This window comes from Parundibacterium terreum (assembly GCF_014636315.1).
Lineage (GTDB): Bacteria > Pseudomonadota > Gammaproteobacteria > Burkholderiales > Burkholderiaceae_D > Undibacterium > Undibacterium terreum.
The window spans coordinates 969,060-993,183 of sequence record NZ_BMED01000002.1; the positions used below are offsets into that span (position 1 = coordinate 969,060).

At 55.4% G+C, this 24,124-nt stretch carries 21 protein-coding genes and 1 tRNA gene; 6 read left to right on the plus strand and 16 right to left on the minus strand.

The features are described from left to right. Positions 1–28 precede the first annotated feature (28 nt). Positions 29–124: transfer RNA gene (locus IEW12_RS13400), tRNA-Sec, on the plus strand. Here the strand turns inward: IEW12_RS13400 and IEW12_RS13405 are convergent. Both IEW12_RS13405 and IEW12_RS13410 read right to left on the minus strand, forming a co-directional pair. Continuing rightward, complete coding sequence (locus IEW12_RS13405; protein ID WP_188566511.1) at positions 125–691, minus strand: TetR/AcrR family transcriptional regulator; 567 nt, start codon at positions 689–691, stop codon at positions 125–127. 52 nt (positions 692–743) lie between these two features. Continuing rightward, complete coding sequence (locus tag IEW12_RS13410; protein ID WP_188566512.1) at positions 744–1,214, minus strand: nuclear transport factor 2 family protein; 471 nt, start codon at positions 1,212–1,214, stop codon at positions 744–746. A gap of 486 nt (positions 1,215–1,700) precedes the next feature. On the opposite strand from IEW12_RS13410, the gene pdeR reads away from it, so the two are divergent. Beyond that, a complete protein-coding gene (pdeR, locus tag IEW12_RS13415; RefSeq protein WP_188566513.1) occupies positions 1,701–3,698 on the plus strand; it encodes a cyclic di-GMP phosphodiesterase in 1,998 nt (665 codons plus the stop codon). Between the two features lie 36 nt (positions 3,699–3,734). On the opposite strand, the gene IEW12_RS13420 is transcribed toward pdeR, so the two are convergent. From IEW12_RS13420 to IEW12_RS13465, 10 genes are all read right to left on the minus strand, one after another. Further along, a complete protein-coding gene (locus tag IEW12_RS13420; protein ID WP_188566514.1) occupies positions 3,735–4,745 on the minus strand; it encodes a crotonase/enoyl-CoA hydratase family protein in 1,011 nt (336 codons plus the stop codon). Positions 4,746–4,765: 20 nt separating this feature from the next. Beyond that, complete coding sequence (locus IEW12_RS13425; protein WP_188566515.1) at positions 4,766–5,914, minus strand: fatty acid desaturase family protein; 1,149 nt, start codon at positions 5,912–5,914, stop codon at positions 4,766–4,768. Positions 5,915–6,200: 286 nt separating this feature from the next. Next, a complete protein-coding gene (gene soxA, locus IEW12_RS13430) occupies positions 6,201–7,025 on the minus strand; it encodes a sulfur oxidation c-type cytochrome SoxA (protein WP_229751091.1) in 825 nt (274 codons plus the stop codon). A 12-nt stretch (positions 7,026–7,037) separates the two neighbouring features. Next, entirely contained in the window at positions 7,038–7,361 is a 324-nt protein-coding gene (gene soxZ, locus IEW12_RS13435; protein WP_188566516.1) for a thiosulfate oxidation carrier complex protein SoxZ, read from the minus strand. A 3-nt stretch (positions 7,362–7,364) separates the two neighbouring features. Beyond that, on the minus strand, positions 7,365–7,889 hold the full coding sequence (locus IEW12_RS13440) for a SoxY-related AACIE arm protein (protein ID WP_229751092.1): 525 nt from the start codon (positions 7,887–7,889) through the stop codon (positions 7,365–7,367). Position 7,890: 1 nt separating this feature from the next. Then, positions 7,891–8,391: a sulfur oxidation c-type cytochrome SoxX gene (gene soxX, locus IEW12_RS13445; protein WP_229751093.1), complete on the minus strand. Its 501-nt coding sequence runs from the start codon at positions 8,389–8,391 to the stop codon at positions 7,891–7,893. Positions 8,392–8,406: 15 nt separating this feature from the next. After that, complete coding sequence (locus IEW12_RS13450) at positions 8,407–10,611, minus strand: xanthine dehydrogenase family protein molybdopterin-binding subunit (RefSeq protein WP_188566517.1); 2,205 nt, start codon at positions 10,609–10,611, stop codon at positions 8,407–8,409. Next, the gene (locus IEW12_RS13455; protein WP_188566518.1) at positions 10,608–11,111 is read right to left on the minus strand and encodes a (2Fe-2S)-binding protein; all 504 of its coding nucleotides are present in this window, start codon (positions 11,109–11,111) and stop codon (positions 10,608–10,610) included. The genes IEW12_RS13450 and IEW12_RS13455 overlap by 4 nt, the downstream gene beginning before the upstream one ends. A gap of 301 nt (positions 11,112–11,412) precedes the next feature. Further along, positions 11,413–14,763 carry an amidohydrolase family protein gene (locus IEW12_RS13460; RefSeq protein WP_188566519.1) on the minus strand — a complete coding sequence of 1,117 codons (3,351 nt, stop codon included), beginning with the start codon at positions 14,761–14,763 and terminating at the stop codon, positions 11,413–11,415. Between the two features lie 139 nt (positions 14,764–14,902). Then, positions 14,903–15,205 (minus strand): hypothetical protein, encoded by a 303-nt coding sequence (locus tag IEW12_RS13465; RefSeq protein ID WP_188566520.1) that lies wholly within the window; start codon positions 15,203–15,205, stop codon positions 14,903–14,905. 136 nt (positions 15,206–15,341) lie between these two features. On the opposite strand from IEW12_RS13465, the gene IEW12_RS13470 reads away from it, so the two are divergent. Both IEW12_RS13470 and IEW12_RS13475 read left to right on the plus strand, forming a co-directional pair. Beyond that, a complete protein-coding gene (locus IEW12_RS13470) occupies positions 15,342–15,512 on the plus strand; it encodes a hypothetical protein (protein WP_188566521.1) in 171 nt (56 codons plus the stop codon). A gap of 163 nt (positions 15,513–15,675) precedes the next feature. After that, a complete protein-coding gene (locus IEW12_RS13475; protein WP_188566522.1) occupies positions 15,676–15,870 on the plus strand; it encodes a hypothetical protein in 195 nt (64 codons plus the stop codon). A gap of 58 nt (positions 15,871–15,928) precedes the next feature. On the opposite strand, the gene IEW12_RS13480 is transcribed toward IEW12_RS13475, so the two are convergent. Beyond that, the gene (locus IEW12_RS13480) at positions 15,929–16,738 is read right to left on the minus strand and encodes an HDOD domain-containing protein (protein ID WP_229751094.1); all 810 of its coding nucleotides are present in this window, start codon (positions 16,736–16,738) and stop codon (positions 15,929–15,931) included. A gap of 375 nt (positions 16,739–17,113) precedes the next feature. On the opposite strand from IEW12_RS13480, the gene IEW12_RS13485 reads away from it, so the two are divergent. Both IEW12_RS13485 and IEW12_RS13490 read left to right on the plus strand, forming a co-directional pair. Further along, positions 17,114–17,908, plus strand: a complete 795-nt coding sequence (locus IEW12_RS13485; RefSeq protein WP_188566524.1) for a YdcF family protein — start codon at positions 17,114–17,116, stop codon at positions 17,906–17,908. Between the two features lie 75 nt (positions 17,909–17,983). Continuing rightward, on the plus strand, positions 17,984–19,309 hold the full coding sequence (locus IEW12_RS13490; protein WP_188566525.1) for a VanZ family protein: 1,326 nt from the start codon (positions 17,984–17,986) through the stop codon (positions 19,307–19,309). A 60-nt stretch (positions 19,310–19,369) separates the two neighbouring features. On the opposite strand, the gene IEW12_RS13495 is transcribed toward IEW12_RS13490, so the two are convergent. The 3 genes from IEW12_RS13495 to IEW12_RS13505 form a co-directional block, all read right to left on the minus strand. Next, complete coding sequence (locus tag IEW12_RS13495; RefSeq protein WP_229751095.1) at positions 19,370–21,682, minus strand: TonB-dependent receptor; 2,313 nt, start codon at positions 21,680–21,682, stop codon at positions 19,370–19,372. Between the two features lie 409 nt (positions 21,683–22,091). After that, positions 22,092–22,562, minus strand: a complete 471-nt coding sequence (locus IEW12_RS13500) for a CreA family protein (RefSeq protein WP_188566527.1) — start codon at positions 22,560–22,562, stop codon at positions 22,092–22,094. Between the two features lie 41 nt (positions 22,563–22,603). After that, complete coding sequence (locus IEW12_RS13505) at positions 22,604–24,076, minus strand: APC family permease (RefSeq protein ID WP_188566528.1); 1,473 nt, start codon at positions 24,074–24,076, stop codon at positions 22,604–22,606. Between the last annotated feature and the right edge of the window lie 48 nt (positions 24,077–24,124).

The following is a 24,124-nucleotide window of genomic DNA, read 5'->3' on the forward strand; positions in this document are numbered from 1 at the left end:
GGCTGTCTAACAATTTATATGAAAATAAGGAAGGCAAACGTGTCCGGTGATGCGGGCGGGCTTCAAACCCGTCAGGGGATGTCTATCATTCTCTCGTAAGTTCGACTCTTACTGTCTTCCGCCATTACACCGCGTTTGCAGCGCATCTCTGCTGCAAACGTCCCAGGGTGCGGACAAAGGCCTTGTGCTGATCCAGTGCCCGCGCCAGTACCAGTGCGCCCTGTATGCCGGCCACCACGTCTTCCGCCAGATCGGCCGCAGCTTCCGGCAATTTGCCGGCGCGTACCAGGGCGGCCGTCAGCGCACCTATCCATTCCTTGAAATAACCCTTCACCGCAGCAGAGAAACGATCCCTCTCATTGCCCAGTGCAAAGACGCCAACCAGGCATACCTTGCGGCCGGACAGGAAGTAGCGCTGCACCTCGTCAAACATGCGGGCTATGCCTTCATCCGCCCGCGCTTCTTCCCTCAAGGGAGAAAACACGTGGATGCGGAACCACTCATCTATCTGCGCCAGTACCGCAGCGGCCATCTCCTCTTTCCCGCCGGGGAAAAAGTGATAAATACTGCCCTTGCCCAGTTTGGTGCCCTCGGTGATACGCGCCAAGCTCGCCCCTTCAAAACCATAGGTCCTGAAGATCTCGGCCAGTTGCGGTATCACATCGGCGCGCTCGGCGACCAGTTTTGCCATCTTGTTTATCCTGCTGCGAGTGAAAAGCTTCGTATTTTAAAACGCCACGCCGTCACAGTCCAAGTTCGCTCAAGCCAGGATGGTCTGCTGGACGCGGGCCGCTGGCATCCCAGTGGAATTTTCTTTCGCTTTCCTTGATCGGCAAATCATTGATGCAGGCATGCCGCGTGTGCATCAGGCCGTTCTCGTCAAACTCCCAGTTTTCATTGCCGTAAGAGCGGAACCAGTTGCCTGAATCGTCATGCCATTCATAGGCAAAGCGCACCGCAATGCGATTGCCATCGTGCGCCCACAACTCCTTGATCAGCCTGTAGTCCTGCTCACGAACCCACTTGCGGCTGAGAAAGGCAACAATCTGCTCACGGCCTTGCACAAAATCAGCCCGGTTGCGCCAGCGGCTGTCTACGGTATAGGCCAGCGAAACTTTCTCAGGATTACGGGAATTCCAGCCGTCTTCCGCGCCGCGTACTTTTTGTATCGCAGTTTCACGGGTAAATGGAGGTAAAGGGGGACGGGTCGACATGATGTTCACCTTATCTATACGAATTTGATTAAGAAATTAGATATCGCGATTTGTACCAAAAAGAAAACAGTTTACCAATCGGTACAAATACAGTGTAGTGGATACGCAGCTTGAATGCAAATAGACTTTTTTGTGGGGGAGTATGGATGCGTAGTAAAAAAACGCTAACACAGAAAATGTTACAAAAAGACAACACTCACGGGGCAAACCCGAATTTTGCGCGGCTTACTTACATCTGGAGACCAATTTGTAGCTGAATAAGTGAGTAAATGAATCAAATGTTCAACACAAGTCATTGATTTTCAATTATTTTAACCGTTAAACATATATAGATAGGATTTGCCCGTGCCTGGATGAAACAAGTCAGTGTCTGAATCCGCTTCTTAAACAAGTTTATTTCTTGAACCTATTTGGTGCACGTAGTCCAATAGTGTAAATTTCGGTTTCAGATAAAAATGCCATCCAAAATAGTCGCAAAGGTAGTGAATGAAAACAAAGGATATGGAAAGCACGCTGTTGTTCCAGCATTTCGGAACCAGAAGTCCATTGTGGTACTTCCGGGACGATAGTGACGCTCTACATTTATCGGGTGACGGCGAAGTCACGGCCACGGCGATCAGCCTGCGCCCGGAACAAGCTGATGCAATACGCAAGCTGACCGGCGTTACATCCCACCTGACATTCGACCTGAAAATTTTCAATGACGAGGTCAAACTGCATCTGGTCGGCAAGAAAACCGATAAAGCGACTTGGGCCGGCACAGCCGCCGACTATTACGACACTGACACGGTTGCCCGCGATCTTGAACACGGCCTGATGTTTGCCGAACAGGTAGTATCCGAAGTGAACTCGCTGGTCGTGATACTGGATGCGGACGGCAAGATCAAACGCTTTAACCGCCTGTGCGAAGAGCTCACTGGCCTGAAAGAAGAAAACCTGCTGGGCCTGAATGCGCACGACTTGTTCATGCCGGTCGACGAGCATGAGTCCGCGCGCGCCAATATACGCGATTTCTTTGCCACCCAATCCTCCTTTGAAGTAGAACGCCCTGTGCAAAGCCGCTATGGCATACGCAAGGTCATCTGGCGCAACAAGCTGGTGGAAAGCGGCAGCGGCGAAAGTGAAAACTTCCTGGTTTGCTCAGGCACCGATGTGACCGAAGAGCGCCGCGCCAAGGAAAGGCTGATGGAGCTGGCCACCAAGGACACGCTGACCGGCTTGCTGAACCGGCATGCGATCCAGGAAATGATTACCGAGGCTATCACCGCGGAAGACGCACCGGTATTCAGCCTGCTGTTCCTGGACCTGGATAACTTCAAGAAAGTGAATGACCACTACGGCCACGTGCTGGGCGACTGCCTGATACAGGCAGCCGCATCGGCCATCCACTCCTGCCTGCGCGAAGGCAACGTGATCGCGCGGCTGGGCGGCGATGAATTCCTGATCGTGATACCGAACGCCAACCAGCGTGCCGCCGAGCTGATCGCAGAGCGCATCCACGAACGCATGAAAGTGCCGTTTGACCTGAACCGGGCAGAAATCTATTCCAGTTGCTCGATAGGGATCGCAGTATTTCCCGAGCATGGCAGATCCATGGAAGAACTGATCCGCAATGCGGACATGGCAATGTATGCGGCCAAGGATAGCGGCCGCAATACACACAGGATATTTACCAGCGAGATGGACCAGCGGGTCAGCGAATATGTATGGCTGGATACCAATATCCGCAAGGCGCTGGAAGAAAACCAGTTTGAATTGTATTACCAGGCCAAGCAATCGCTGACGACCGGCAAAGTGGAGAGCGTGGAAGCGCTGATACGCTGGAACTCGCCTGAGCGTGGCCTGATACAGCCCATGAACTTCATCCCCTACGCGGAAGAATCCGGACTCATCACGCCTATCGGTAAATGGGTCATGGAAACGGCCGCCCGGCAAGCCGGATTGTGGAAGAAACAGGATTTCAATTTGCGGATAGCGATCAATCTGTCCGCGCGCCAGTTCCGCCATCCCAAGTTGGTGGAAGATTTCAAGATGGCGATCCTGGCTGCCGACATCTATCCATCCATTGTCGATCTGGAACTGACTGAGAGCTGCCTGATAGAGGATGAAACGCTGGCGCTGAAGCTGATCAGCCAGTTCAAGGACCTGGGAGCAGAAGTGCACCTGGACGATTTCGGTACCGGCTATTCCTCGCTGTCGCAGCTATCGCGCCTGCCGTTGGATGTGTTGAAGCTGGATCGCAGCTTCATCAGCTCCATCCATAACGATATCCGCGCACAAAGGCTGCTGCGCTCCATGGTCGCCGTGGCGCAGGAGCTGCAATTGAAAATCGTGGCGGAAGGCGTGGAGACACAGGATCAGGCAGAATTCCTGCGCAGTATAGGCGTGGATCTGGCACAGGGCTTCCTGTTTGCCAAGCCCATGCCTGCAGCCGAATTTGAAGAATGGTTCCGGCAGTTCAGGCAACTCAAATCGGTTGCCTGAAACTGCGGATGTTTTTCTGATGCTTAAGCTTTGGGTTTATGCAGCAAACAGCATCTGTCCTGCCGCTTCCGTAGTTGTATCTTCGCTGACTTCGACAGCAGCTTCCTGCGAGACAGTGGATGCCGTCAAGGCTGCTGCAGCGATCGTTGCATTTGCCACCTGGGTGGCAGCCTCGCTGCTCATTGCCGGTGTCGGCGCGACTCCGGCGCGGCGATTCTGCAGCATGACCAGGCGTTCCATGTAGGCCAGATCCTTTGCTTCCAGCTTGAAGGCCGATTCGGCCCAGTCTTCGGTAATCGCGATCAGCTCTGCCTTGTCCACCGGCAGCACGCGGCGGCGAGTACGCAGCATCGCGCGTATGCCGTTAATCTTTGGGCGTATCTCATCGATCAGCGTGCGAGCCGCTTTCTGCGCATCGCCCTGCTCAAATACGCGGTCTACCAGACCGCGCTCCTTATACCATTCTGCAGTGTGGGCTTCGCCGCTGCTGATCAGCTCTTCCGCCAAACCGCGATTGGCCTTGCGCGTCACCAGCGAATAGGCTCCCATGCCTGGATACAGGTTGAAAGCAATCTCGGGGAACCCCATCTTCACATCTTTCTGGGCGAGCACATATTCATGCGCCAGCGCTGCCTCGTAGCCGCCGCCCATTGCGGTGCCTTCTATCATGGCAATCGAAATAGCGCCGATATCAAAACCGACTGTGGCTGCATAGACCGCATCCACGCACTCATGTGCATAGGTACGCAGGGCCTCGGTCTCACCGGCGCGTATGTGGCGGGCAAAATACGACAGATCGCCGCCTACATTGAAGATGCCGGGAGCAGAAGAGCCTGTGACCCAGAAATCGATAGGCAGACCGCTGTCCTTTGCCGCTGCCCTGAGCGTGCGTATGTCTTGCAGCAGCTCCGGGTTGAAGCAAGGCCGTGGATAGCCGTGCAGCATGACCCACAGCACATTGCGGCCTCGCTCATACCAGGCGTTCATTTGGGATAGTGGTCCGGCTTCGGTGAAGGGTCGGCAGTCGGGATGATTTTTGAAGTCCATGTCAATATTCCTTATATTTCTTATGCTTGAACTAGGGATTCCTGATGTTCAAGAACTAAACGGCATGTTGGCGTAGTTGGTACCCCATCGAAATCAAGCCAACAGTGATTTTCGTAGTCATACAATTTGCATTTCTGAAAAATGTCTCTCAGCGCCGCAATGGAAAAATCGACGACGATGGCGCGCGCGCCCAGCATCTGGTTCATGCGTGCCTGCGCTGCCCACAGCTCGTAGCAGGGAATTGCAGGATAGGCGTGGTGCGCAGGATGCTCATAAAAATTATGCACAAGATTGGCAAACCATTTTGGAAAGCGCAAATGCACAGTCATGTGCTCAGGCTGCACTTTCTTTTGCAACTTGCTGTCGACGCCAAACCACGGGATATCGGGATGGGTGTGATTGATATACAGCGAAGCCGACAGCAGCGACTGGAATACAAAGAACGGCAATACAAATCCGAGCAGAACGGCTGTCACCGAGCCTATCGGCGCATACAGCGGCGCTGCAATCAGCATGGCTATGAAAGCGACAAAATAAGTTACTACGAAGGCGGTGTGCTTCCACGCCGACGCGCGATGTGCCTTTGGCAAAAACGCACCTGGCATGAACTTCACTTGCGACCAGCGCTGCAGGATGTAATAGCAGCCGAACGCCAGCGGATTGCCGGAACGGATAAAGCGGTACCACTGTTTTTTTACCGGAGACAGCGCATCGTAGGCGGCCTTGGACAGAGGCTGATAAGAGTCGACGTGCTCGCCGTTGGTATGCGGGTGATGCAGCGCATGGTGGTCGTATACCCACAAGCGGTAATTGAACAGACAAGGCATGAAAGACAGCACGCTGATCCACCAGTTCAGGCGGCGCGAAGGTGTCAGGCTATTGTGTGCACCCTCATGGGCAATGGATGCCAGGTTGGCGATTTTTACACCGGCAATGACCGACGCTATGATCTTCAATGTCAGCGAAGGTAGGAACAGCACGGCGGCAATTGCAGCCACGAACAGGCTGAAATCTGCAACGAAAATCGTCAGGCCTTTCCGTGTATCCGGCTTCGCGTACGCAGCCATTTCCTTCACCACATCTCGATGCGAGGGCTGATCGGTCTGGGCCGCTAACTGGGTAGCGACACTGCTGGTCAATGCTGTCGTGGATCGCGCAAACAAAGTCATTTTATTGCACCGGATAAGGGGTTGAGGACTAGCAACATTTGTATCCTACAGTCATCATTGCCGCGCAGAATCGACGAACAGGAGACGTAAACTCCCCCAATTGTGCGCTTTAGCGCAGCGTGCAAAAATCATAAAAAATGAAAAAGAAAGCGCTGTTTTACCTATGAAAAAACAGGCAGTTGATGCTCAAAAAAAGGCGGGGAATGAGGAAAAAAGTTTAAAACGACAAGACCGCGGAAAGGCTAAATGGAAATATTTTTTAAAATATTTTTTGGATGTGTGGCTTTTACGGGCGAACCCCGATGCCTTCGGTGATCATGCCCTTGGCGCGGATGGCAAGATAGAGTTCAAGTTCCGCCAACTCTTGCGAATCGTAGGCAAAGGGTTCGGCGCGCACGCCGCTCATGCAACCGCGCAAGCGGCGCTGCAAGGAGCCCATGCCCTGCCACTCCAGGCGATATACGGGATAGCCGGTAGGATGCGCCTGCGGGATCAGGCTGCTGCCAAGGCGCAGGCCCGCACGTTCTTCATGACATTGCGCACAGGAAAGATCAAGCTGCCCCATGCGCTGCGTAAACCGTTGCAAACCGGCGGCGATATACGGCTTCAGGCGACTATCCTGCGGCGGTGCAATCGGCATGCCGCGCGACTGGTAGGCGACATAGGCTTCCAGGCTGAGCAAGTCCTGGCTTTCCGAACGAAAACCCTCCGCCAGTTGCTTGGCGGTACGGCATAGCTTGATGCGTTGTACCAGATCGACCGGCCGTTTCAGGCCCTCGTCAAAAGCGGGATAGCGCGCAGCGACGCCGCGCATGCTGACCTTGGCATCACGATGGCAGGAAGCACAGGACAACTGGCTCTTGCCTGCTGCTTTTCCCCACAGCACCTCGCCATCCTTCACCCACAGCATGCCGGGATTCAGCGCCTCATTGAGCTGCATCGCCTGCGTGGATGCGCCCATGAATTCAAAGCCGGAGCGGCGCTGGTCGGTTTCAGGATTTTGGCTTTGCTCCTGTTTTTTTTCAGCAAAAGCCGTTGAGGAAAACAGCAAGGCTGCCATCGCATAGACGAGCATGCCTGCGCAGCGCAGGACCGGTGAAAATGCACTCATGGCCTATCAGCCTCAGTCGGCGACGCTGATCTTTGCGGTCTCGGTCTGCGTAAAGCCATTGTCGCCCTCCCAATGAAAGCTCAGCGTGCCGCTCTCGGTTGCGACCGTGTGGAAAGAGATATACGGATTGGCGGCCACTGCCGAAAACATCTCGGCGCTGAACACTTGCTCGCCATTGTAAAGGCAACTGAAGCGCTGGATGATGTCGCGCGGCTGTATGCGGCCATCGGCGCCGGGACGGAAGCCGGTCTCCATAGGGTGGCGTATCAGCGTACGGATTTCCAGTATCTCGCCGCGCCTGGCTTGGGCTGGAACATTGATGACGGTGCTTGCCATGGCCTACACATCCCCTTCTATGCATGCAGCCAGCGTGACGATCACATCCACGCTGTCGGACCAGAAGCGGCCGTCGCTGGTCTGTGCAATCGCCACCAGCTTTTGCGAGGTCGCCAGGCGTATGCGGCTGGACACCTCGGCCTTGCCGGCCCTGGGTCCCAGCGTAAACTTGATCACATCACGCTGCGGATTTTTTTCATTGAACACGGCTATTTTGACTACATGCTCGGCGGCCGTCATCGGGCTGTCTACGGTGATGGTGATCGGCACGGTATTGCCGTTATCTACCAGCGTTGCCACGTCCAGCTTGACCTTGCCGGGCAATGCGGCAGCACCGTCTGTGTAGCTGCGTATCGCCGTTGCCAGATCTTCCGAAGGAGCGGACATCGCCGGGCTCACCACGATCCATGCGCCCAGCACGGCCCCCGCCTTCAGCAAGCGGCGGCGCAGCGGGCTGGCTGCCTGCCCGCTGGATTGATCTGCGGAGTTCATCTGCTCACCCATCTGCTCACCTGCCTGCTCACTCATTTTATTTTCCATTGCCTTTTTCGTCGCTACGCAAAGTAGCAAGAAATGCCACCACATCCTCTATCTGCTGTGCCGTCAGGATGGTCTTGTCCTGCCATGCGCCTGCCACACGCAACAAGTCCTTGCTGCGATAATAGGACGGCATGATGGTCTCCGCATTGAAGTGCCGCGCATCCACGATACGCAGGCGCAATTGCCCTATTGTCCAGCGGCTGCCTGCACCCGCCAGGTCCGGCGCCAGATTGCCCTGAAAGCGCTCCTCCGAAATAGGCCCGGTATGGCACAGCAGGCACAGGCCCTGCTGGCGGCTGGCAACGATGGCGCGGCCACGCGCCGCATCCCCCGGTGATCCGGTCAGCGATAATGGTATCGCGTCAGCCACTATACTGTAATCCTGCCTCGCCTCTGTCTGCACCTGGGCCTGCGAGGGCCCGGCTGCCAGCGCCAGTAATGCCGCCAATGCCGCCACTGCCATCCCCTTATAGGGAAGCAAGGACGGCATTGCGCTGAACATCGCCTAGGCTTTCAGGCTGTGGTTCTTCAGTGGCAATTCACGTATGCGCTTGCCGGTCGCTGCGAAGATCGCATTCAGCACTGCCGGTGCCGCTACCGCGATCGTCGGTTCGCCTACGCCGCCCCAGAAGCCGCCGGATGGCATCACGATGGTTTCCACTGCCGGCATCTTGTCCATCTTCATCGCCGGATAGGTATCAAAGTTCTGCTGCTCCACGCGACCGTCCTTGATCGTGCATTCGCCATACAGCGCAGCGGACAGACCATAGGCAAACGAACCTTCCACCTGCGCCTCTATCTGCTGCGGATTGACCGCGTAGCCTGAATCGGTCGCAGCGACTATGCGGTGCACCTTCAGTTCCCCGTCCTTGTTCACCGACACTTCGGCGCACGCAGCGACATAGCTGCCGAAACCCATTGTCTGTGCCAGGCCGCGGAATACGCCCTTGGGCGCAGGCTTGCCCCAGCCGGCGCGCTCGGCAACTGCATTCAGCACGGCAAGGTGCTTGGGGCTATTGGCCAGGAACTTGCGGCGGAAGGCCAGCGGGTCCTGCTTGGTCGCATGGGCCAGTTCGTCGATAAAGCATTCGAAGTAGATCGTATTGTGGTTCAGGTTCACGCCACGCCAGAAGCCCGCCGGTACGTGATGGTTGCGCATCGCATAATCAATCAGCAGATTGGGGAAGCTATAGCCGAAAGATGCCTCCGGCCCGGGCGGGTTCAGGCCCTGGAACACAACCGGGTCTTTGCCGTCCTTGATGCTTTGCGGAGAAATGCTGGCCAGGATGGACTGGCCGGATAAACGCATATGAAAGCCGGTGACATTGCCATTCTCATCCAGGCCAGCGCTAAGCTTGCACTGCGTGATGGGATGATAGCGGCCATGCGTCATGTCTTCTTCACGCGTCCACAGCAGCTTGATCGGCGTGCCCGGCATCTGCTTGGCGATCAGCACCGCCTGGCGCACCCAGTCATGCACCGCGCCACGGCGGCCAAAGCCGCCGCCCAGATGCAGCTTGTACACCTCGCATTTGGTCGGCGGCAAATCTGCGGCTTCTGCAGCCGCAGCCAGTGCCGCTTCGCCATTTTGCGTTGGGGTCCAGACTTCGCAGCGCTCCGGCGTCCACTTGACCGTCGCGTTCATCACTTCCATCGTCGCGTGATTCTGATAAGGATAGGAATACACGGCTTCTATCTTGCGTGGGGCTGCCGCAATAGCTGCCTTGGCATCGCCATTCTGGTTGCCCACCGCAGCTTCCGGCGCATCCAGGCCGGCTTTCAGTATCTCTGCAATGCTGGCACTGGACACTTGCGCATTGGGGCCGTAATCCCACTCTATAGTCATGGCATCCAGTGCGCTCTTGGCCCGCCACCAGGTGTCTGCAATCACGGCAACGCCGCTGTCGCCGACCTGCACCACCTTCTTGATGCCGGGGCGTTTTTCTATCGCCGATGCATCAAAGCTTTTGACCTTGCCGCCAAACACCGGGCAATCCTTAATCGCCGCATTCAGCAAGCCCGGCATTTTCAGATCCATGCCGTAAATCTGCTTGCCGGTCGTCTTGTTGACCGTATCCAGACGGGCCAGGCGCTTGCCGACCAGCTTCCAGTCTTTCGGGTCTTTCAAGGTAACGTTTTCTGGCGGCGTCAGCTTGGAGGCGGCCAGCGCCACTTTGCCGTAAGTCGTGCTGCGCCCGCTGGCCTTGTGCGTAATCACGCTCTTGGAGACCGTGCATTCGGCGGCAGGCGCCTTCCATTCATCGGCTGCGGCCTGTATCAGCATGGTGCGGGCTATCGCGCCGCCTTTGCGCACATATTCATTCGATTCGCGTATGCCGCGGCTGCCGCCGGTGGAGAAGTTACCCCATACACGGTTGCGCGCCAGGCTCTGGCCCGGCGTCGGATATTCGGTGGTGACTCTGGCCCAGTTGCATTCCAGTTCTTCCGCCACCAGTTGCGCCAGCCCGGTCAGCGTGCCCTGGCCCATTTCTGAGCGGGCAATGCGGATCACGATTGTATCGTCTGGTTTGACGACCACCCAGGCATTGACCTCGGGAACTTCGGTGGTTTGTGCAGCAGCTTCGCCGCTGAAAGGAATATGGAAGCCTACGACCAGGCCGCCCAATGCGGCAACGGATCCGCCCAGGAAGCGGCGGCGTGAATGGTTAGGCGCAGCGGCATCGCCGGGCAAGGTAGTGGCGCGGCTCATTTGACGCTCCCGTCTGTGTGCGTGATCTGCAGATGTGCCAGCTTGGTATCTCCGCCATGCGCAACAACCTTGATCGCGGCCCGCACGCGGTTATAGGTACCGCAGCGGCAGATATTAGTCATCGCATCATCGATGTCGGCATCGCTGGGCTTGGGCTTAGTCTTCAGCAAGGCTACCGCAGCCATGATCATGCCGCTCTGGCAAAAACCGCATTGCGGCACATCCATCGCTGCCCAGGCTTTTTGCACGGGATGAGATCCGTCCGGCGACAGGCCTTCTATTGTGACGATCTTTTGCTTGGCGGTGAGCGCCGCAGCAGGCATGACGCAACTGCGGGTAGCGACACCGTCTATATGCACGGTGCAGGCACCGCACTGGGCGACGCCGCAGCCATACTTAGTGCCGGTAAGACCCAATTGCTCGCGCAATACCCAAAGCAGCGGCGTATCCTGCTCCGCTTCATATTGTCTTGGCTTGCCGTTGATGTTTAATGTTGCCATGCCTGAGCTCCTCAATCTTGTCTGCTGAATTCTGTGGAAACTGCCGGGTAGTATCGGTGAAGGAAGCTGCGCATAGCGCATTCTGTGATGACAGACAGCTGCGGAGCTTCGTTGGCGCGCAGATATATTACACCTTCTGTTCAGGCCGTGTGCAGCGCTCCTGTATCGCTTTGTTACGCTGCAGCTTCGTTATATTCGACGGGGAATAATGAGGGGCAGGCGCGCGATGACACAAGATATAGCCCCAAAAAAAAGGCGCGCCGCAGCGCACCTTTTTTACCGTCGAGACGACGCAAAATAATCAATCGAGATCTGCGTCTTCTCCCGTGTTGCCGCCATGCGTATGGCCCCTCGCCTCCACCGGCATCGCAGCACCGCCGGCACCTTCAAAGAAGAAAGGTTTGCGCGCCTTGGGCTTTGCACCGACTTCATTCATCGTCGCTGTGTCGTACAGACGGCCATTCAGCATCACCTGCACGACCTTGTCGGACTGGCGTATATCTTTCAGGATATCGGCATCGATGATGGCCAGGTCGGCCAGCTTGCCGGCCTCCAGCGAGCCTATATCCTTGTCCATGCCCAGATATTTGGCGCCGTTCAGCGTGGCGGTGCGTATGACTTCCAGCGGTGTCATGCCGCCGCGCGCAAAGGTCCACATCTCCCAGTGCGCGCCCAGGCCTTCGCGCTGGCCATGGGCACCGAGGTTGACCGGCACTCCGGCGCGCTGCAACTCGGTGGCGGTGCTGGCGATCTTGAAGACGTTATAGTCCTCTTCCGGAGCCAGCTCACGCCTTATGCTGCGCGGCTCCAGCACCGAGCGCGGCACATAGCGCGACAGCAGCGGATGACGCCATACGTCGGTATGCGCGTACCAATAAGTCTCGCCGTCCAGCCCGCCATAGCCGACAATCAGCGTCGGTGTATAGCCAACCCGGGTCTGCGACCACAACTGCTTAACGTCGTCATACGCATTTGCCACCGGTATCGCATGTTCAACACCGGTGTGGCCGTCGACCACCATCGTCATATTGGTTTCAAACAGGGAGCCGCCTTCCGGCACGACCATCATGCCGGTCAGGCGTGCCGCTTCCAGTATCTGCTGGCGCTGCTCGCGGCGGGGCTGGTTATAGCTCTTGACCGAAATCGCGCCACCGGCTTTCAGGCGCTTCAAATGCGTCAATGCATCGTCCAGGCTATTGACGACCGCCGTCATATTGGACTTGGCACCATACAGGATAGTACCGGTGGAAAAAATGCGCGGCGCTACCACTTCGCCAGCACGCTGCATCTCTGCCTGCGTAAAGATTTCCGAGGTCTTGTTGGAAGGATCGTGCAGCGTGGTCACACCAAACGCAAGCGATGCATAATTGATCCAGCTTTGCTGTGGGATGATTTCATCTTCGCCCATGCCGCCATGCCAGTGCACGTCAACAATACCGGGGATGATAGTTTTTCCGCTGGCATCAATCTGTTTCGCGCCTGCAGGTGAAGCGACATCGTCCGCCTTGCCGATGGCAACGATACGATTATCCTTAATAACGATGCGGCCATTATCGATGACTTCATCACCCTTCATCGTCACGATGCGAGCACCGGAAATAACGGTTGTACCCGTCGGCTTGCTTGCCGTTTCGCGGAAACCTATCTTCAGGCCGGCCTCGGCTGGCTTCGGCAGCTCCTTGGGTGCGCCGGGCATGAAGGCAAAGGCATTCTTCAGATCACTACTGAACAGCTCGTCGCCCAGAGAAAAATGCAGCTTGCTGCTATCGCCCGACCAATGCAGATAATCACCTGCATTCACGTCCAGCTGCTTGACCGGCAGCGCTTCAGCCTTGGGTCCTATCGTCACCGCCTTGCCGGCCAGCGGCAGTGGCGTAACATAGGTGTGGAAGCGCTCCTGATACGCCAGCCACGCGCCATCCGGCGACAGCGCAAAATCGCTGACGAACTCGCCGGTAGCCACGCTCTGCTCTTCTTTAGTCCTGCCGGGCTTGTTGTCCAGATTGATGCGCACCAGCGACGTGGTCCAATCCACTTCACCGCTATGCTTAGTGCGTGTGACATACAGCGTATCGCTGTCCTTGCCGAACTGCGGTGCACTGCCTTCTTCGGTCACCAGGCGCGGAGCACCCTTGCCGTCGGCATCGACCGCATACACACCAGGCTCCAGCCCGTACCACGGAGTAGTCAGGTAGCCGCCGCGCGACTTGACGAACACGACCTGCTTGCCGTCCGGTGAAAAGGCCGGTTCCAGGTATTTGCCCGGTGCCTTGGTCAGCACGGTTTCCTTGCCGCTGCGCAGTTCCATGGTTCGCACCGAACCTAGCTTGTCGTCATCCCAGGTGGTAAATACAATCTGCTTGCCGTCGCGCGAGAACTGCGGGAAAAATTCAAAATGATCATTTTGTTTGCTCAGCCGCTGCGGCACGCCGTTCGGCAAATCGCGGACATACAAATGTCCCAGCGCCGAATACACGACTTTGTCGCCTTGCGGAGAGACGTTCACCCAGCGTAGCTGATGGACGTCGAACTGATCCGGTGCGACCGGAGTTTCCACACGCAGTGCATTGTGGACTTCGCGCGTATCCTTGACGTGGAAGGCGATCTCTTTTGCTGCATGGCTGAAAGGATTGACGCGCCAGATCTTGCCCTTGGCCCAAACCACGATTTCCTTGCTGTCGGGCAGCCAGCTAAATGCAGGATATACACCCTGCACCGCCCAGGCTTCCTGCATATCGCGTTCCAGCTCGCCCCAGGCCGGTGTTTCGATGCCGGTTTTCAGGTCCTTCAGGAATAGCGTGCTCTGGTTGCGCACCCTGCGCACAAAAGCCAGGTATTTGCCGTCAGGAGAAGGCACTGGCCGGATAGCGCCGCCGGGGCCGCTGACAAAGGCCTTGGTCTTGCCGTCCTGCAGATCCTTGCGGAAGATCTGGTAAATCTGTTTGTTGGAATTCTTGTTGTACTCAAAGCTGGTGCCCGGCGTCGTATCCTGGGAATAATAGACGTAGCGGCCATCCGGCGAGAAGGCCGGCTCACCCAGATCTTTTTGCCAGTTCGGTTTTTCATTCAATTGCACGCCTGCGCCGCCGCTGGCATGGTACAGCCAGATTTCGCCGGAGCCCAGCGAGCGTGTGCCGCTATAGTGCTTGCGTGCAGCGATATACTGTCCGTTGGGATGCCAGACCGGATTATTCAGCAGGCGGAAATTTTCTTTAGAGACTTCATGCGGATTGCTGCCGTCCACATTCATGACCCAGATATTGTCGCCACCGCCGGCATCCGACATATACACCAGTTGCTTGCCGTCCGGAGAAAACCGCGCCTGCATTTCCCATGCAATGCTATGAGTCAGCGGCTTTGCTTCACCGCCCTCTATCGGCAGCAAGTACAGGTCACCCAGCAAGTCGAACACGATCTGCTTGCCGTCGGGGCTGACATCCACCGTCATCCAGGTACCGGTGCGGGTATCCAGGTTGACCGTCGATGCAGGGCCGGGAGGATGATTGACGTCCCATTTTTTCTTGTCGGCGTCTTTGCCGGCGACTTTGCTGACGTCTTTGGTCTCTTCTGCGAAACCGGTCATGGCCGTGGTACCAAGCGCGCCTATAGCCGCGGCTAGCAGCGTGGTCCGAAAAATTGGGTAAATCCTCATCGTCACTCCGTAATTTGTAAAAAGAGCATAGGCCCAGGCAATGCAATGTAGTGGCTATCCGCGATGCTCAAGGATGAAAAGCGAAGGCAAGTATCCTTGCGGGAGAGCCTTCATGTCAAGAAAGATGTCGTGCGGAAACTCAAATTTTTTCAGCTAATACCGGAGGCGGCCCCGCATGTGCCGGGCTATCCATGCATCGCAAAAAAAAACTCTGCGAACAGAACTTTTCTGTGAACTTATCGCAGTCTGCACGGGTCAGAACTACTGACGCCATCACCATGCTTTGGAGAGACATGGCGTTCAGCCAAAATCCATGGAAGGCGGATTCCATATCGCTTTTCTGTTGGCACAGGGGAGTTTTAGATGATGGCAGAAGGTCCTTCCACGCCTGCATCCGGATCTGCGTTGGGGCCTCTTTCAGGCTTGTTTCCGGATCTTTCAAGACTGGCTTATTTTTTATCTATCCCTGATTTTTGTATTCTGTCTCTCCAAAAATGCTGTTCATCACATTCCATTGGCAAAGAGCGCGGCGCAGGACTAAAGTGAAGTCAACACCGCAGCAACCGAAAGGAAAGATCATGAAACTCGCAGAAAACATGGATGGAATCGTCATCGCCGCCATTGCAGCCGCGATAGCCTCAGGCCTCATGACAGCGGTCGTACCGGCACCGCAAACTATGACTGCCGCAACGACCGATGGTGAAGTACACACTGTTGTCATTACCGGCAAACGGCTGACTGACTCCTGATCCGAATAGCCTGGAATGCGCCCGCAGTGGCCTTGCAGCGACGAAGCTGCCAAGCCGCTGCACTACAAAGGGCTTCGTTTTGCAGCAAACGCAAACGATTACTCATGCAGTGAATGCGCATTCCGGTTTAATCTCTTACCCAAACCAAGGGGAAGCCTGGCTTATGTTTGCTTTTTTATTGTGGCTAACGCTGTTTTTCTTTTGCTGGCCGCTGGCTTTGCTGGCGATCGTGCTGTATCCGCTGGTATGGCTGCTGCTACTGCCATTCCGGCTACTGGGTATAGCGCTGGAAGGCGTATTTGAATTGCTGCGGGCGATCATCCTGTTGCCTGCACGGGTCATAGGTGGCAGGCCCTGAACGACCAAGATCACGCTATGGCTAGCGGATCAAGGGCGTGAACTACCAATCCGCATGCTTAATTTGTACTGTTGAACATTTCATGTAATTCTTCAAATCTGTCCTCTACCTCGTGCTGCGACAGGCCGAGGAAGTGGCAGGCAATGTCGCCGCCCTTTTCCCATTCGGCGAATACGTCTTCCCCATGGTATTTGTGAATTGCATATTCCGCCAGCAAGGACAGCGCAATCAGCGTACGTACGCTGTCTTCCGTGGCCCGGTCCTGCAAGCTGCGATAATCGTGCTGCAGCAAGATGGCCAGCGACACCTCATTCGGCAAACCCCAGGTCCTTGCCAGCAAAGAACCGACTGCCGCATGATTGGCATTGAAGCGCAGATCTTCGAGGTCGGTGATGCTATTGATAAAGTCCCGGCTGGCTTTCTCCATGCTCTTGCTGTAATCAGGGAATTTCTCCATCAGCAAAGGCACGCCTATATCGCAAAACAGGCCAAAGGTATGCGCAAGATCGGTTGGGCAGGCGCGCATTTGCCGCGCCAGATAAGCCATCGCCTGCGCCCTTTTGGTGGAAAAATCCCAAAATCGCGCCATCGAGGCACCGCCCTGGCTGATGGTCTGGCGCGCGATGATGCCGGTCAACAACAGGCTACACTGGTTCAAGCCCAGTAAATCCACTGCATGCTCAACTGAGCTGGCCTTCAGCCTCAATCCAAAAAATGAAGAGTTTGTCAGCTTCATCAGCGATGCCGCCAACGACACGTCATGTGCAATGATCTTTGCGAGCTTGCGCGGATCCGGGTCGCGCGCGGACAGTTCTTGCTGCACATCCGCCAGCAGGCTGGGCCTGGGGGGAATCCTGATAGTTTTCACCAGGGCATCAACCGACTTTTCAGTATTTATACTTGGTGACAGTGAATTTTTCATCAATTTTTGAAAAGTACGGCAAAGAAATTCTGCGCCCTTTCCAGGGCTGAAAAGTAAAAAACAAGGATAAACCACGAAGACGGTGCAAATTCACCGTGACACAAAAACTTTCATTTCATCACAGTCGCTGCGTGCAAAATAACTGGATAAAATGACAATTTAGAGCACGGTAGATGGTACTGTAACTTGATACTGCAACATATAATGGCGCTTTGAAACGAAAGCTTCGCAGGCTGCGTGCACCAAAACTCCTTTCCCAAATAGCATCTCACTCGGAGGGTGAATGAGTTTTCACTATTCTAAAGCAAAAAGGAACCCTACATGAGCGTCAGTGGCGTGCTCTACACTGCCTTCCGCGACCTGATTCTTCCACCGGCCAGCCTGCTCGTCCTGTTTGCACTCGGCTTCCTGATCAGAAAAAAATTTCCCCGTTTGAGCCAGATACTCTGCGTAGGCTCGGTATCGATACTGTTTGCGATAAGCACCGATCTGGGAGCCTGTCTGCTTGGCAATCCGTTGGAAAACCTGGAGCCGCCTCTGCGCTCTGCCCAGGGTACAGGCGCTCAGGCAATTGTCGTTCTCACCGCTGGAAGAGTGGTGGATGCGCCTGAGTATGGCGGAAAAGACATTCCCGATTACATAGGCCTGGCGCGCATGAGATACACCGCAAGGCTGCACCGGGAGAGCAGCCTGCCGGTGCTGGTTACAGGCGGCTTTGGTGAGCAATATGGCAATGACGATTCGCTGGCCGAAATCATGGCCAGCGCACTGGAACAGGATTTTTCCACGCCGGTCAGATGGAAAGAGACGGACTCCGTCAACACGGCGCAAAACGCTGAACTGTCGGCGAAAATACTGCTACCAGCAGGCGTAAGCCGTGTGCTGCTGATCACGGACGCCATGCATATGCACAGAGCCAAGCTTGCCTTCCAGCAGCAGGGCTTGCAGGTGGTGGCGGCGCCGACCATGTTCCTCAATGAATATGATCTGCGCTGGTCTTGCCTGGTACCTACCATGGGAAGCCTGCGCCGCTCCTACTACGCGATTTACGAATGGATGGGTCTGATTCTTTACAAACTAAGCAAGGCTCCGCAAGCCAATGCAAAAATAACATGACGATACGAGCAGCCAGCAGCAATATCCATGCAGGCTACCGCCCCTGCACCACTATTCATTTCATCCTCATTTGCCATGACTAGCAGATCTCCCCTCGCCGCCACTCCAGCCCATGGCCTGGATGCCCCCTCGTATAAGTTCATTTCTTATATGGCATTCCTGTATGCCTTGCTGATCTTATACGGCAGCCTGTTCCCGTTCAGCGACTGGACCACTCCGAGCACACGTCTATTTACCTTCCTGGTCACCATGCCCAGCATAGAGCGCGCCGATATCGTGCAAAACATACTGGTCTACGCGCCGCTGGGCCTATTGCTGGTCCTGCGATTAAACCGGAACATGGGCTTCTGGCTGGCATTGATACTCGCTACCATCGTGGGCACGCTGCTCAGTTTTGCCGTCGAGAGCATCCAGCAATTCCTGCCTAGCCGCGTTGCTTCGCTGTCTGATCTGGTCATGAATTTTCTCGGTACTTTCCTGGGTGGGGTATTGGCCGGCTTCATGAGCGCAGAGACGCTGACCGGCAAGGCTGTCGCAAAATACCGCGAACAGTGGTTTCGCACCGGCATCCTGGCAAATATCGGCATCGCGATACTGGCCATGTGGAGCCTGTCGCAAACCACGCCGCTGGTGCCGTCGCTGGACGTATCCCATCTGCGCCACGGTCTGGCGCTGCTCAAGCATGAGATCCTGTACCCGGATTCGTTCAGCTATGCAAAGATGGCGACCTATAGCCTGTATATACTGGCACTCGGCCTGTTGACCGTGACCGTCGTCCGGCGCGACAGGCCAGCGATGCTGGTATTCGCTACACTGGTGGCCGGCATACTCTGCGGCAAGGTGCTGATCGTTACCCGCCAGCTTGCTCCGGAAGTTTTGCTGGCCGCCATTGTTGCGCTACTGCTGCTTTTGCCGCTGCAGTATTTATCCAAAAAACTCAATGCTGTAAGCGGCATCCTTCTGATACTGGCAGGCTTCACGGTCTTTGAACTGGCGCCGGCGGACGCTGGATTCAGCTACCCCTTCAACTGGATACCCTTTGCCGGCCAGATGTCTTCGCTGTCGGGCCTGGAAAACATCCTTGAATTGCTGTGGCCATTCATGGCGCTTGCCTATTTCACCCGTTCCATCGTGCCTTTCTTCCGCCACACGGAGGCAGCGTTCTTCGGCGGGCTGGCAGTACTCGTGATCCTGTTCTTCGAGGAGTGGTATCAGCAGTTTGTCCCTGGACGCTATGGAGACATCACGCAGATCATGCTGGGGTTTGCGGGCTGGGTATTGCCGTGGTGCGTGGGCAGCAGTTCAGACGATACGGATGCGGAGAGTGCACCGCCGAAACGCCGGCGCCGCCGCAGTAGCCACAGTGTGGGTCACGGCGGTAGTCTGAGGCAAGAAGAGTAAAACAGGAAAATAAAAAATCCCCGCATGCTTGCACATGCGGGGATTTTTTTAACAGACCGCTTACAGTTTTCCAGATAAGCTGAGACCTACCGTCAACGGCCGCAAGCGATAGCCTTCGCTGACGGACTGCACATTTGGCCGCTGAATGACTTTATCGTTATTCAGCAAATTCTTTGCAAATAAGGATACTTCCCAGCTTCCAAACGTTGCGCCTACGCTGGCGTCCACCGTGCTGTAGGAAGGACGTACGTAGTCAGGATCAGTATGGATCAGGCTACCGTGGCTGCTACCCACCCAATGTACGCCGGCACGCGCGAAACCATAGGTATCTTCAGTGATGCTGAAGTTATAGGTAGCCGCCAGGCTGGCATTGTATTTAGGTACGCCCTGGATCTGGTCGCCGGATTTGGCGCCCAGGGAAGGTACGTCACTGGCCAACGTCGCGTTGGTATAGCCGCCGGAAAAACTCAGCAAGAGGTTGGCAGTCGGCTTGGCCTTGATTTCGACTTCAGCGCCATAGCTCTTGGCTTTGCCTACGTTGGTTTCAAAGTCGAAACCGCAACCCGGCAAAGTAATATCCTGCTGCAGCTTGTTCCAGTCTATGTAGAATGCCGCCAGGTTCACAGACAGGCGATTACCCATCAGCCTGGATTTGCTGCCGACTTCATAGCTCCAGAGCTTATCCGGGCCAAAGGACAGCGGCGCTTCTGACAGATTCAGGTTATGAAAATCCGCTGCGCAGACCGAAGTCGGAATCGCGCGATTTTGGCCACCCAGACGGAAACCCTGTGCTGCAGTTGCATACAAGGTGTTGTTAGGGTCAACTTGCCAGGAAATCGCAAACTTTGGAGTGAAAGCCTTGAAATCGGAAGATGCTTCCGAGTGCTGAGGGCCGCCGGCAAAGAAGAAATCGCCATCACGCACCAAAGAATCGGACGCACGCAGGTAACGCGCACCGACTGTCGCTTGCAGCGCCGGGCTGAAGTAATAGCTGGCTTCGCCGAATACCGCTTTCTGCGTGGTGTGATAATGGCGTGCACTGAAGTAGGAATTATCCCCTGGGAAAGCCGAACCCAGTTGGCTAGGGTCGGCGATATTCACGCCGGCTGCATTGAAAGCCTGATTGATGCCGAATACAGGTTCGTTATCAACAACCGTGGTGAACAGGTTGGAATAATAGACACCGCCCAGCCAGGTAATCGGAGAGCCGCCTTTGGGATCATAAGGCTTGGACGCTACGCGTATTTCTTGAGAAAATTGCTTGATCTCATTGTTCAGATAGACCGCAGAGGGCAGGCCGGAAACCAGATCACCCAGGCCAGGCGGCGTCGTGATCAGGCTGCCGATATAGCTGCTGTTGACGACAGTACCGTCCTGCGTACGATCAAAATTGCGCTTGAAGTAGCTGGATACCGATACCAGGTCGGCTGAACCGAGGTCGTAATTGACCGTCAGGCTGGGTACCAGCAATCTATCTTTGCCCGGCTCGCGAACAATTTTATTAGTCTGGTTTTTTGGCAAATCGGTGTAGGAAGCATCGATATCATCGCTTTTCACGTCCTGATAAAAGACCGATGGTGTAATCACCAGGCCGGTCATGGGCACCCATTTCAACGCCAATCGTGCCACCGAGCTATCTTGTGAGTTGATGCCGGACGCGACTACCTTGCCGGTCGTCGGCGATACCTGGTCGATGTAGCCGCTGTCACGGCCTTTTTGCAAGCCTATGCGCAGTGCCAGCTCGTCCTTGATCAGCGGAAAATTGAATACGCCATTGGCCGTGTAATTGGTGCCGCCGCCTTTAGTGGAAGAAACCTCTGAATACACATTGTTTTCGCGCTCATTCAGATTGGGCTGGTTGGTGATGAATTTGATCGTACCGCCCATGGAGCTGGCGCCGTACAAAGTACCTTGCGGGCCGCGCAAGACTTCAATGCGATCAAGGTCGAACAGTTTTGGTTCCGCACTGCCCAGGCTATACAGATTGCGCGTGGTCAAAGATACGTCATCCATGTACATGCCGACCGTGGCGGAGCCTGCGGCAGAACTGACGCCGCGAATTTCTATATTGCTGAGGCCTGCACCGGTACCGCTGGCGCCGGAGTTGGAAATATTAGGAATGGAGCGCGTAATATCGCCCACATCGGTGATATGGCGGCCTACCAGGTCTTCACCTGTCATCACGGAAATACTCAGCGGCACTTTGCTGGCGTCTTCCTTGCGCTTTTGCGCGGTGACGGTCACGGTTTCAATTTGTTCAGAACGCTTGCCGGGAGTAGCGGCAGCAGGTGTAGTGGATGCAGTATCGGTAGATTGTTGCGCCCAGGCTGAGCTCGCGAATAAGGATGAAATTGCGGCCGCGAGAAAAACCATTTTCCCTTTTTGAACTTGCATTGTTTTTTATACCTTCCCAAGGATGCCGGGTCCAGACAAATTGCTGTTTGGGCCCAGAGAGCTTACGATCGATTGCAGTGCTGGCTTGCACTGTTTCGCTATAAGCATATTATTAATATTGAACCAACCGGGGGCTAAGGTAGCATAGACTTTTGGCACCGCAAAGGTCGTGTGGTATTAATGCTGAAAAGCGTCAAACATGAAAATTTCTTGAAAGAAAATAGTGCAAATCCCGTACGCAGATGGTGCAGCGACGGGCCAAATTCCCAACTATGGGGAGCGAAAAACAAAGCGCCCGTCGCGTAAAAATTTGCGGGACGGGCGCGGTGGTATGCAGGGGATAAAAATATCGCTGAAGCCGCCTACTTTAGCAGCTTATGCCGGTGCCTTATTTCAGTGGAATAGGCTGGCTTCTGTCGACCGCCACTGCAGTGATATTGTTCTTGGGCGAACCGTCCACCAGCTTGTCTGAATAGGTCAGATAGACCAGTGCATTGCGCGATTTATCGACTATGCGCACGATGCGCAGTTTCTTGAACAGGATGGACAGTCGTTCATTGAATACCTCTTCCTGCATAGGCAAAGGCTTCTTGAAGTTGATAGGTCCGACCTGGCGACAGGCAATCGCGGCCTCGGCCTTATCTTCGGCCAAGCCCAGCGCACCGCTGACGCCGCCGGTTTTGGCACGTGAGATATAGCAGGTCACGCCATCCACTTTAGGATCGTCATAGGCTTCCACGACGATTTTGTGGTCAGGTCCTATCAGCTTGAAGGCGGTATCGACACTACCCAGTGTCTCGGCATGGGCGGCGCCGGCAAACAGACATGCTCCGGCGATCGCCAGTTTATGTAATTTCATCACTATCCTCGCAATATAAAAACTACCTGAAGACTGTCCGTTCAGGCTTGATTATTGGTATTCAGACGCGAATTACGCATGCCGTAGATAAAGTAACCCGCAACTGCAATACCCATCCAGATAAAAAATACCCAGTAAGTCAGCCGTGACAAATCCTTCAGGATATACAGGCAGGCAATGATACTCAGCGCCGGCACCAGATACGGGCCGAAAGGCACGCGGAAGCCTCCATGGTCCGTGCTCAGGTCAATGTGTTTTTTACGTATCACCGGCACTGCCGCCGATACCACGATAAATGCGACCAGCGTGCCCATGCTCACCATATCCCACAGGAAAGTGGAATCGACGAAACCGGCCACCAGAGCGACGGCCAGGCAAACGATAATGGTATTGTTGACCGGCACGCGGGTGCGGGCGCTGACGGCATGGAAGGACTTGGGAATCAAGCCGTCCTTGCTGATCGCATACAAGATGCGGCTCTGGCCGTAGATCGTCACCAGCGTTACGCTGAAGACGGATATAACGGCGCCGCCAGACAGTATCAATGCGGGCCAGGCCTTGCCTGTAACGTTTTGCAGGATCACGGCCAGGCCAGCCTCCTGGCCTTCAAATTTGCTGGCTGGTTGGGCGCCCATTGCGGCTACCGCAACCACCAGGTAAAACACCGTGACGATAACTAGTGCCGCCAATATGCCCAGCGGCACATTGCGCTTGGGGTCCCGCACTTCCGAACCCGCCGTGGCAACCGTATCAAGACCGATAAAAGAGAAAAAGACCGTTGCCGCTGCGGCAGTCACGGCAGACAGCCCGCCTGGGCCCTTGGCGCTGTCAGTCATAAAGAACGGCGTGAAATTAGCTGCATCAAAACCCGAGAACGCGATCACGGCAAAGAAGGTCAGGATGATCAGCTTGATCGATACCATCACCGCATTGACCGTGGCCGATTCCTTTGCGCCACGCAATAACAAAAAGCCACAGATGACAACCAGTGCTACAGGTGGGAGGTTAAAGTGTCCGGCATGTATTTCCAGGCCATTCGGCCCGGAAGCGATCATCGGGGAGCGCAGCATTCCAGGAATTTTCCATCCGGTAGCATTGACGAGAAAATTGTTCAGGTAGTCCGACCATCCTATCGCGGTGGCACTGGCGGCCAGGCCATACTCCAGCAGCAGGCAACCAGCCACAATGAATGCGGCAAACTCACCCAGCGTCGCGTAAGCAAACGAATAGGAAGAGCCGGAGGCCGGAATCCTGGACGACAGCTCTGCGTAGCACAGTGCAGTCAACCCGGCAGTGACCGCCGCCATGATGAAGGACAGGATGACGGAGGGACCGGCTTTTGGCACGGCTTCCACCATCGTGAAGAAAATACCGGTACCTATGGTGGCACCGACACCTATCATGGTCAGTGCGAACAGGCCCAGCGAGCGTTTCAGTTCATGGTCTCCAGCATGTTCGGCCGTACCTATAGGCTTGGTCCGGGTCAGTTGCTGGGCTAAAGTTTGTCGTCCCAAGAGAGTTCCTTCTTTATTAATCTAAGTCTGTTGTTCTTATTCTTGCCT

Excerpts from the sequence above, each read along its gene's own strand:
- IEW12_RS13405 (WP_188566511.1), bottom strand. The coding sequence starts at position 691 with ATGGCAAAACTGGTCGCCGAGCGCGCCGATGTGATACCGCAACTGGCC.
- IEW12_RS13410 (WP_188566512.1), bottom strand. The coding sequence starts at position 1,214 with ATGTCGACCCGTCCCCCTTTACCTCCATTTACCCGTGAAACTGCGATA.
- pdeR (WP_188566513.1), top strand. The coding sequence starts at position 1,701 with ATGAAAACAAAGGATATGGAAAGCACGCTGTTGTTCCAGCATTTCGGA.
- IEW12_RS13420 (WP_188566514.1), bottom strand. The coding sequence starts at position 4,745 with ATGGACTTCAAAAATCATCCCGACTGCCGACCCTTCACCGAAGCCGGA.
- IEW12_RS13425 (WP_188566515.1), bottom strand. The coding sequence starts at position 5,914 with ATGACTTTGTTTGCGCGATCCACGACAGCATTGACCAGCAGTGTCGCT.
- soxA (WP_229751091.1), bottom strand. The coding sequence starts at position 7,025 with ATGAGTGCATTTTCACCGGTCCTGCGCTGCGCAGGCATGCTCGTCTAT.
- soxZ (WP_188566516.1), bottom strand. The coding sequence starts at position 7,361 with ATGGCAAGCACCGTCATCAATGTTCCAGCCCAAGCCAGGCGCGGCGAG.
- IEW12_RS13440 (WP_229751092.1), bottom strand. The coding sequence starts at position 7,889 with ATGAGTGAGCAGGCAGGTGAGCAGATGGGTGAGCAGATGAACTCCGCA.
- soxX (WP_229751093.1), bottom strand. The coding sequence starts at position 8,391 with ATGCCGTCCTTGCTTCCCTATAAGGGGATGGCAGTGGCGGCATTGGCG.
- IEW12_RS13450 (WP_188566517.1), bottom strand. The coding sequence starts at position 10,611 with ATGAGCCGCGCCACTACCTTGCCCGGCGATGCCGCTGCGCCTAACCAT.
- IEW12_RS13455 (WP_188566518.1), bottom strand. The coding sequence starts at position 11,111 with ATGGCAACATTAAACATCAACGGCAAGCCAAGACAATATGAAGCGGAG.
- IEW12_RS13460 (WP_188566519.1), bottom strand. The coding sequence starts at position 14,763 with ATGAGGATTTACCCAATTTTTCGGACCACGCTGCTAGCCGCGGCTATA.
- IEW12_RS13470 (WP_188566521.1), top strand. The coding sequence starts at position 15,342 with ATGAAACTCGCAGAAAACATGGATGGAATCGTCATCGCCGCCATTGCA.
- IEW12_RS13475 (WP_188566522.1), top strand. The coding sequence starts at position 15,676 with ATGTTTGCTTTTTTATTGTGGCTAACGCTGTTTTTCTTTTGCTGGCCG.
- IEW12_RS13485 (WP_188566524.1), top strand. The coding sequence starts at position 17,114 with ATGAGCGTCAGTGGCGTGCTCTACACTGCCTTCCGCGACCTGATTCTT.
- IEW12_RS13490 (WP_188566525.1), top strand. The coding sequence starts at position 17,984 with ATGACTAGCAGATCTCCCCTCGCCGCCACTCCAGCCCATGGCCTGGAT.
- IEW12_RS13495 (WP_229751095.1), bottom strand. The coding sequence starts at position 21,682 with ATGGTTTTTCTCGCGGCCGCAATTTCATCCTTATTCGCGAGCTCAGCC.
- IEW12_RS13500 (WP_188566527.1), bottom strand. The coding sequence starts at position 22,562 with ATGAAATTACATAAACTGGCGATCGCCGGAGCATGTCTGTTTGCCGGC.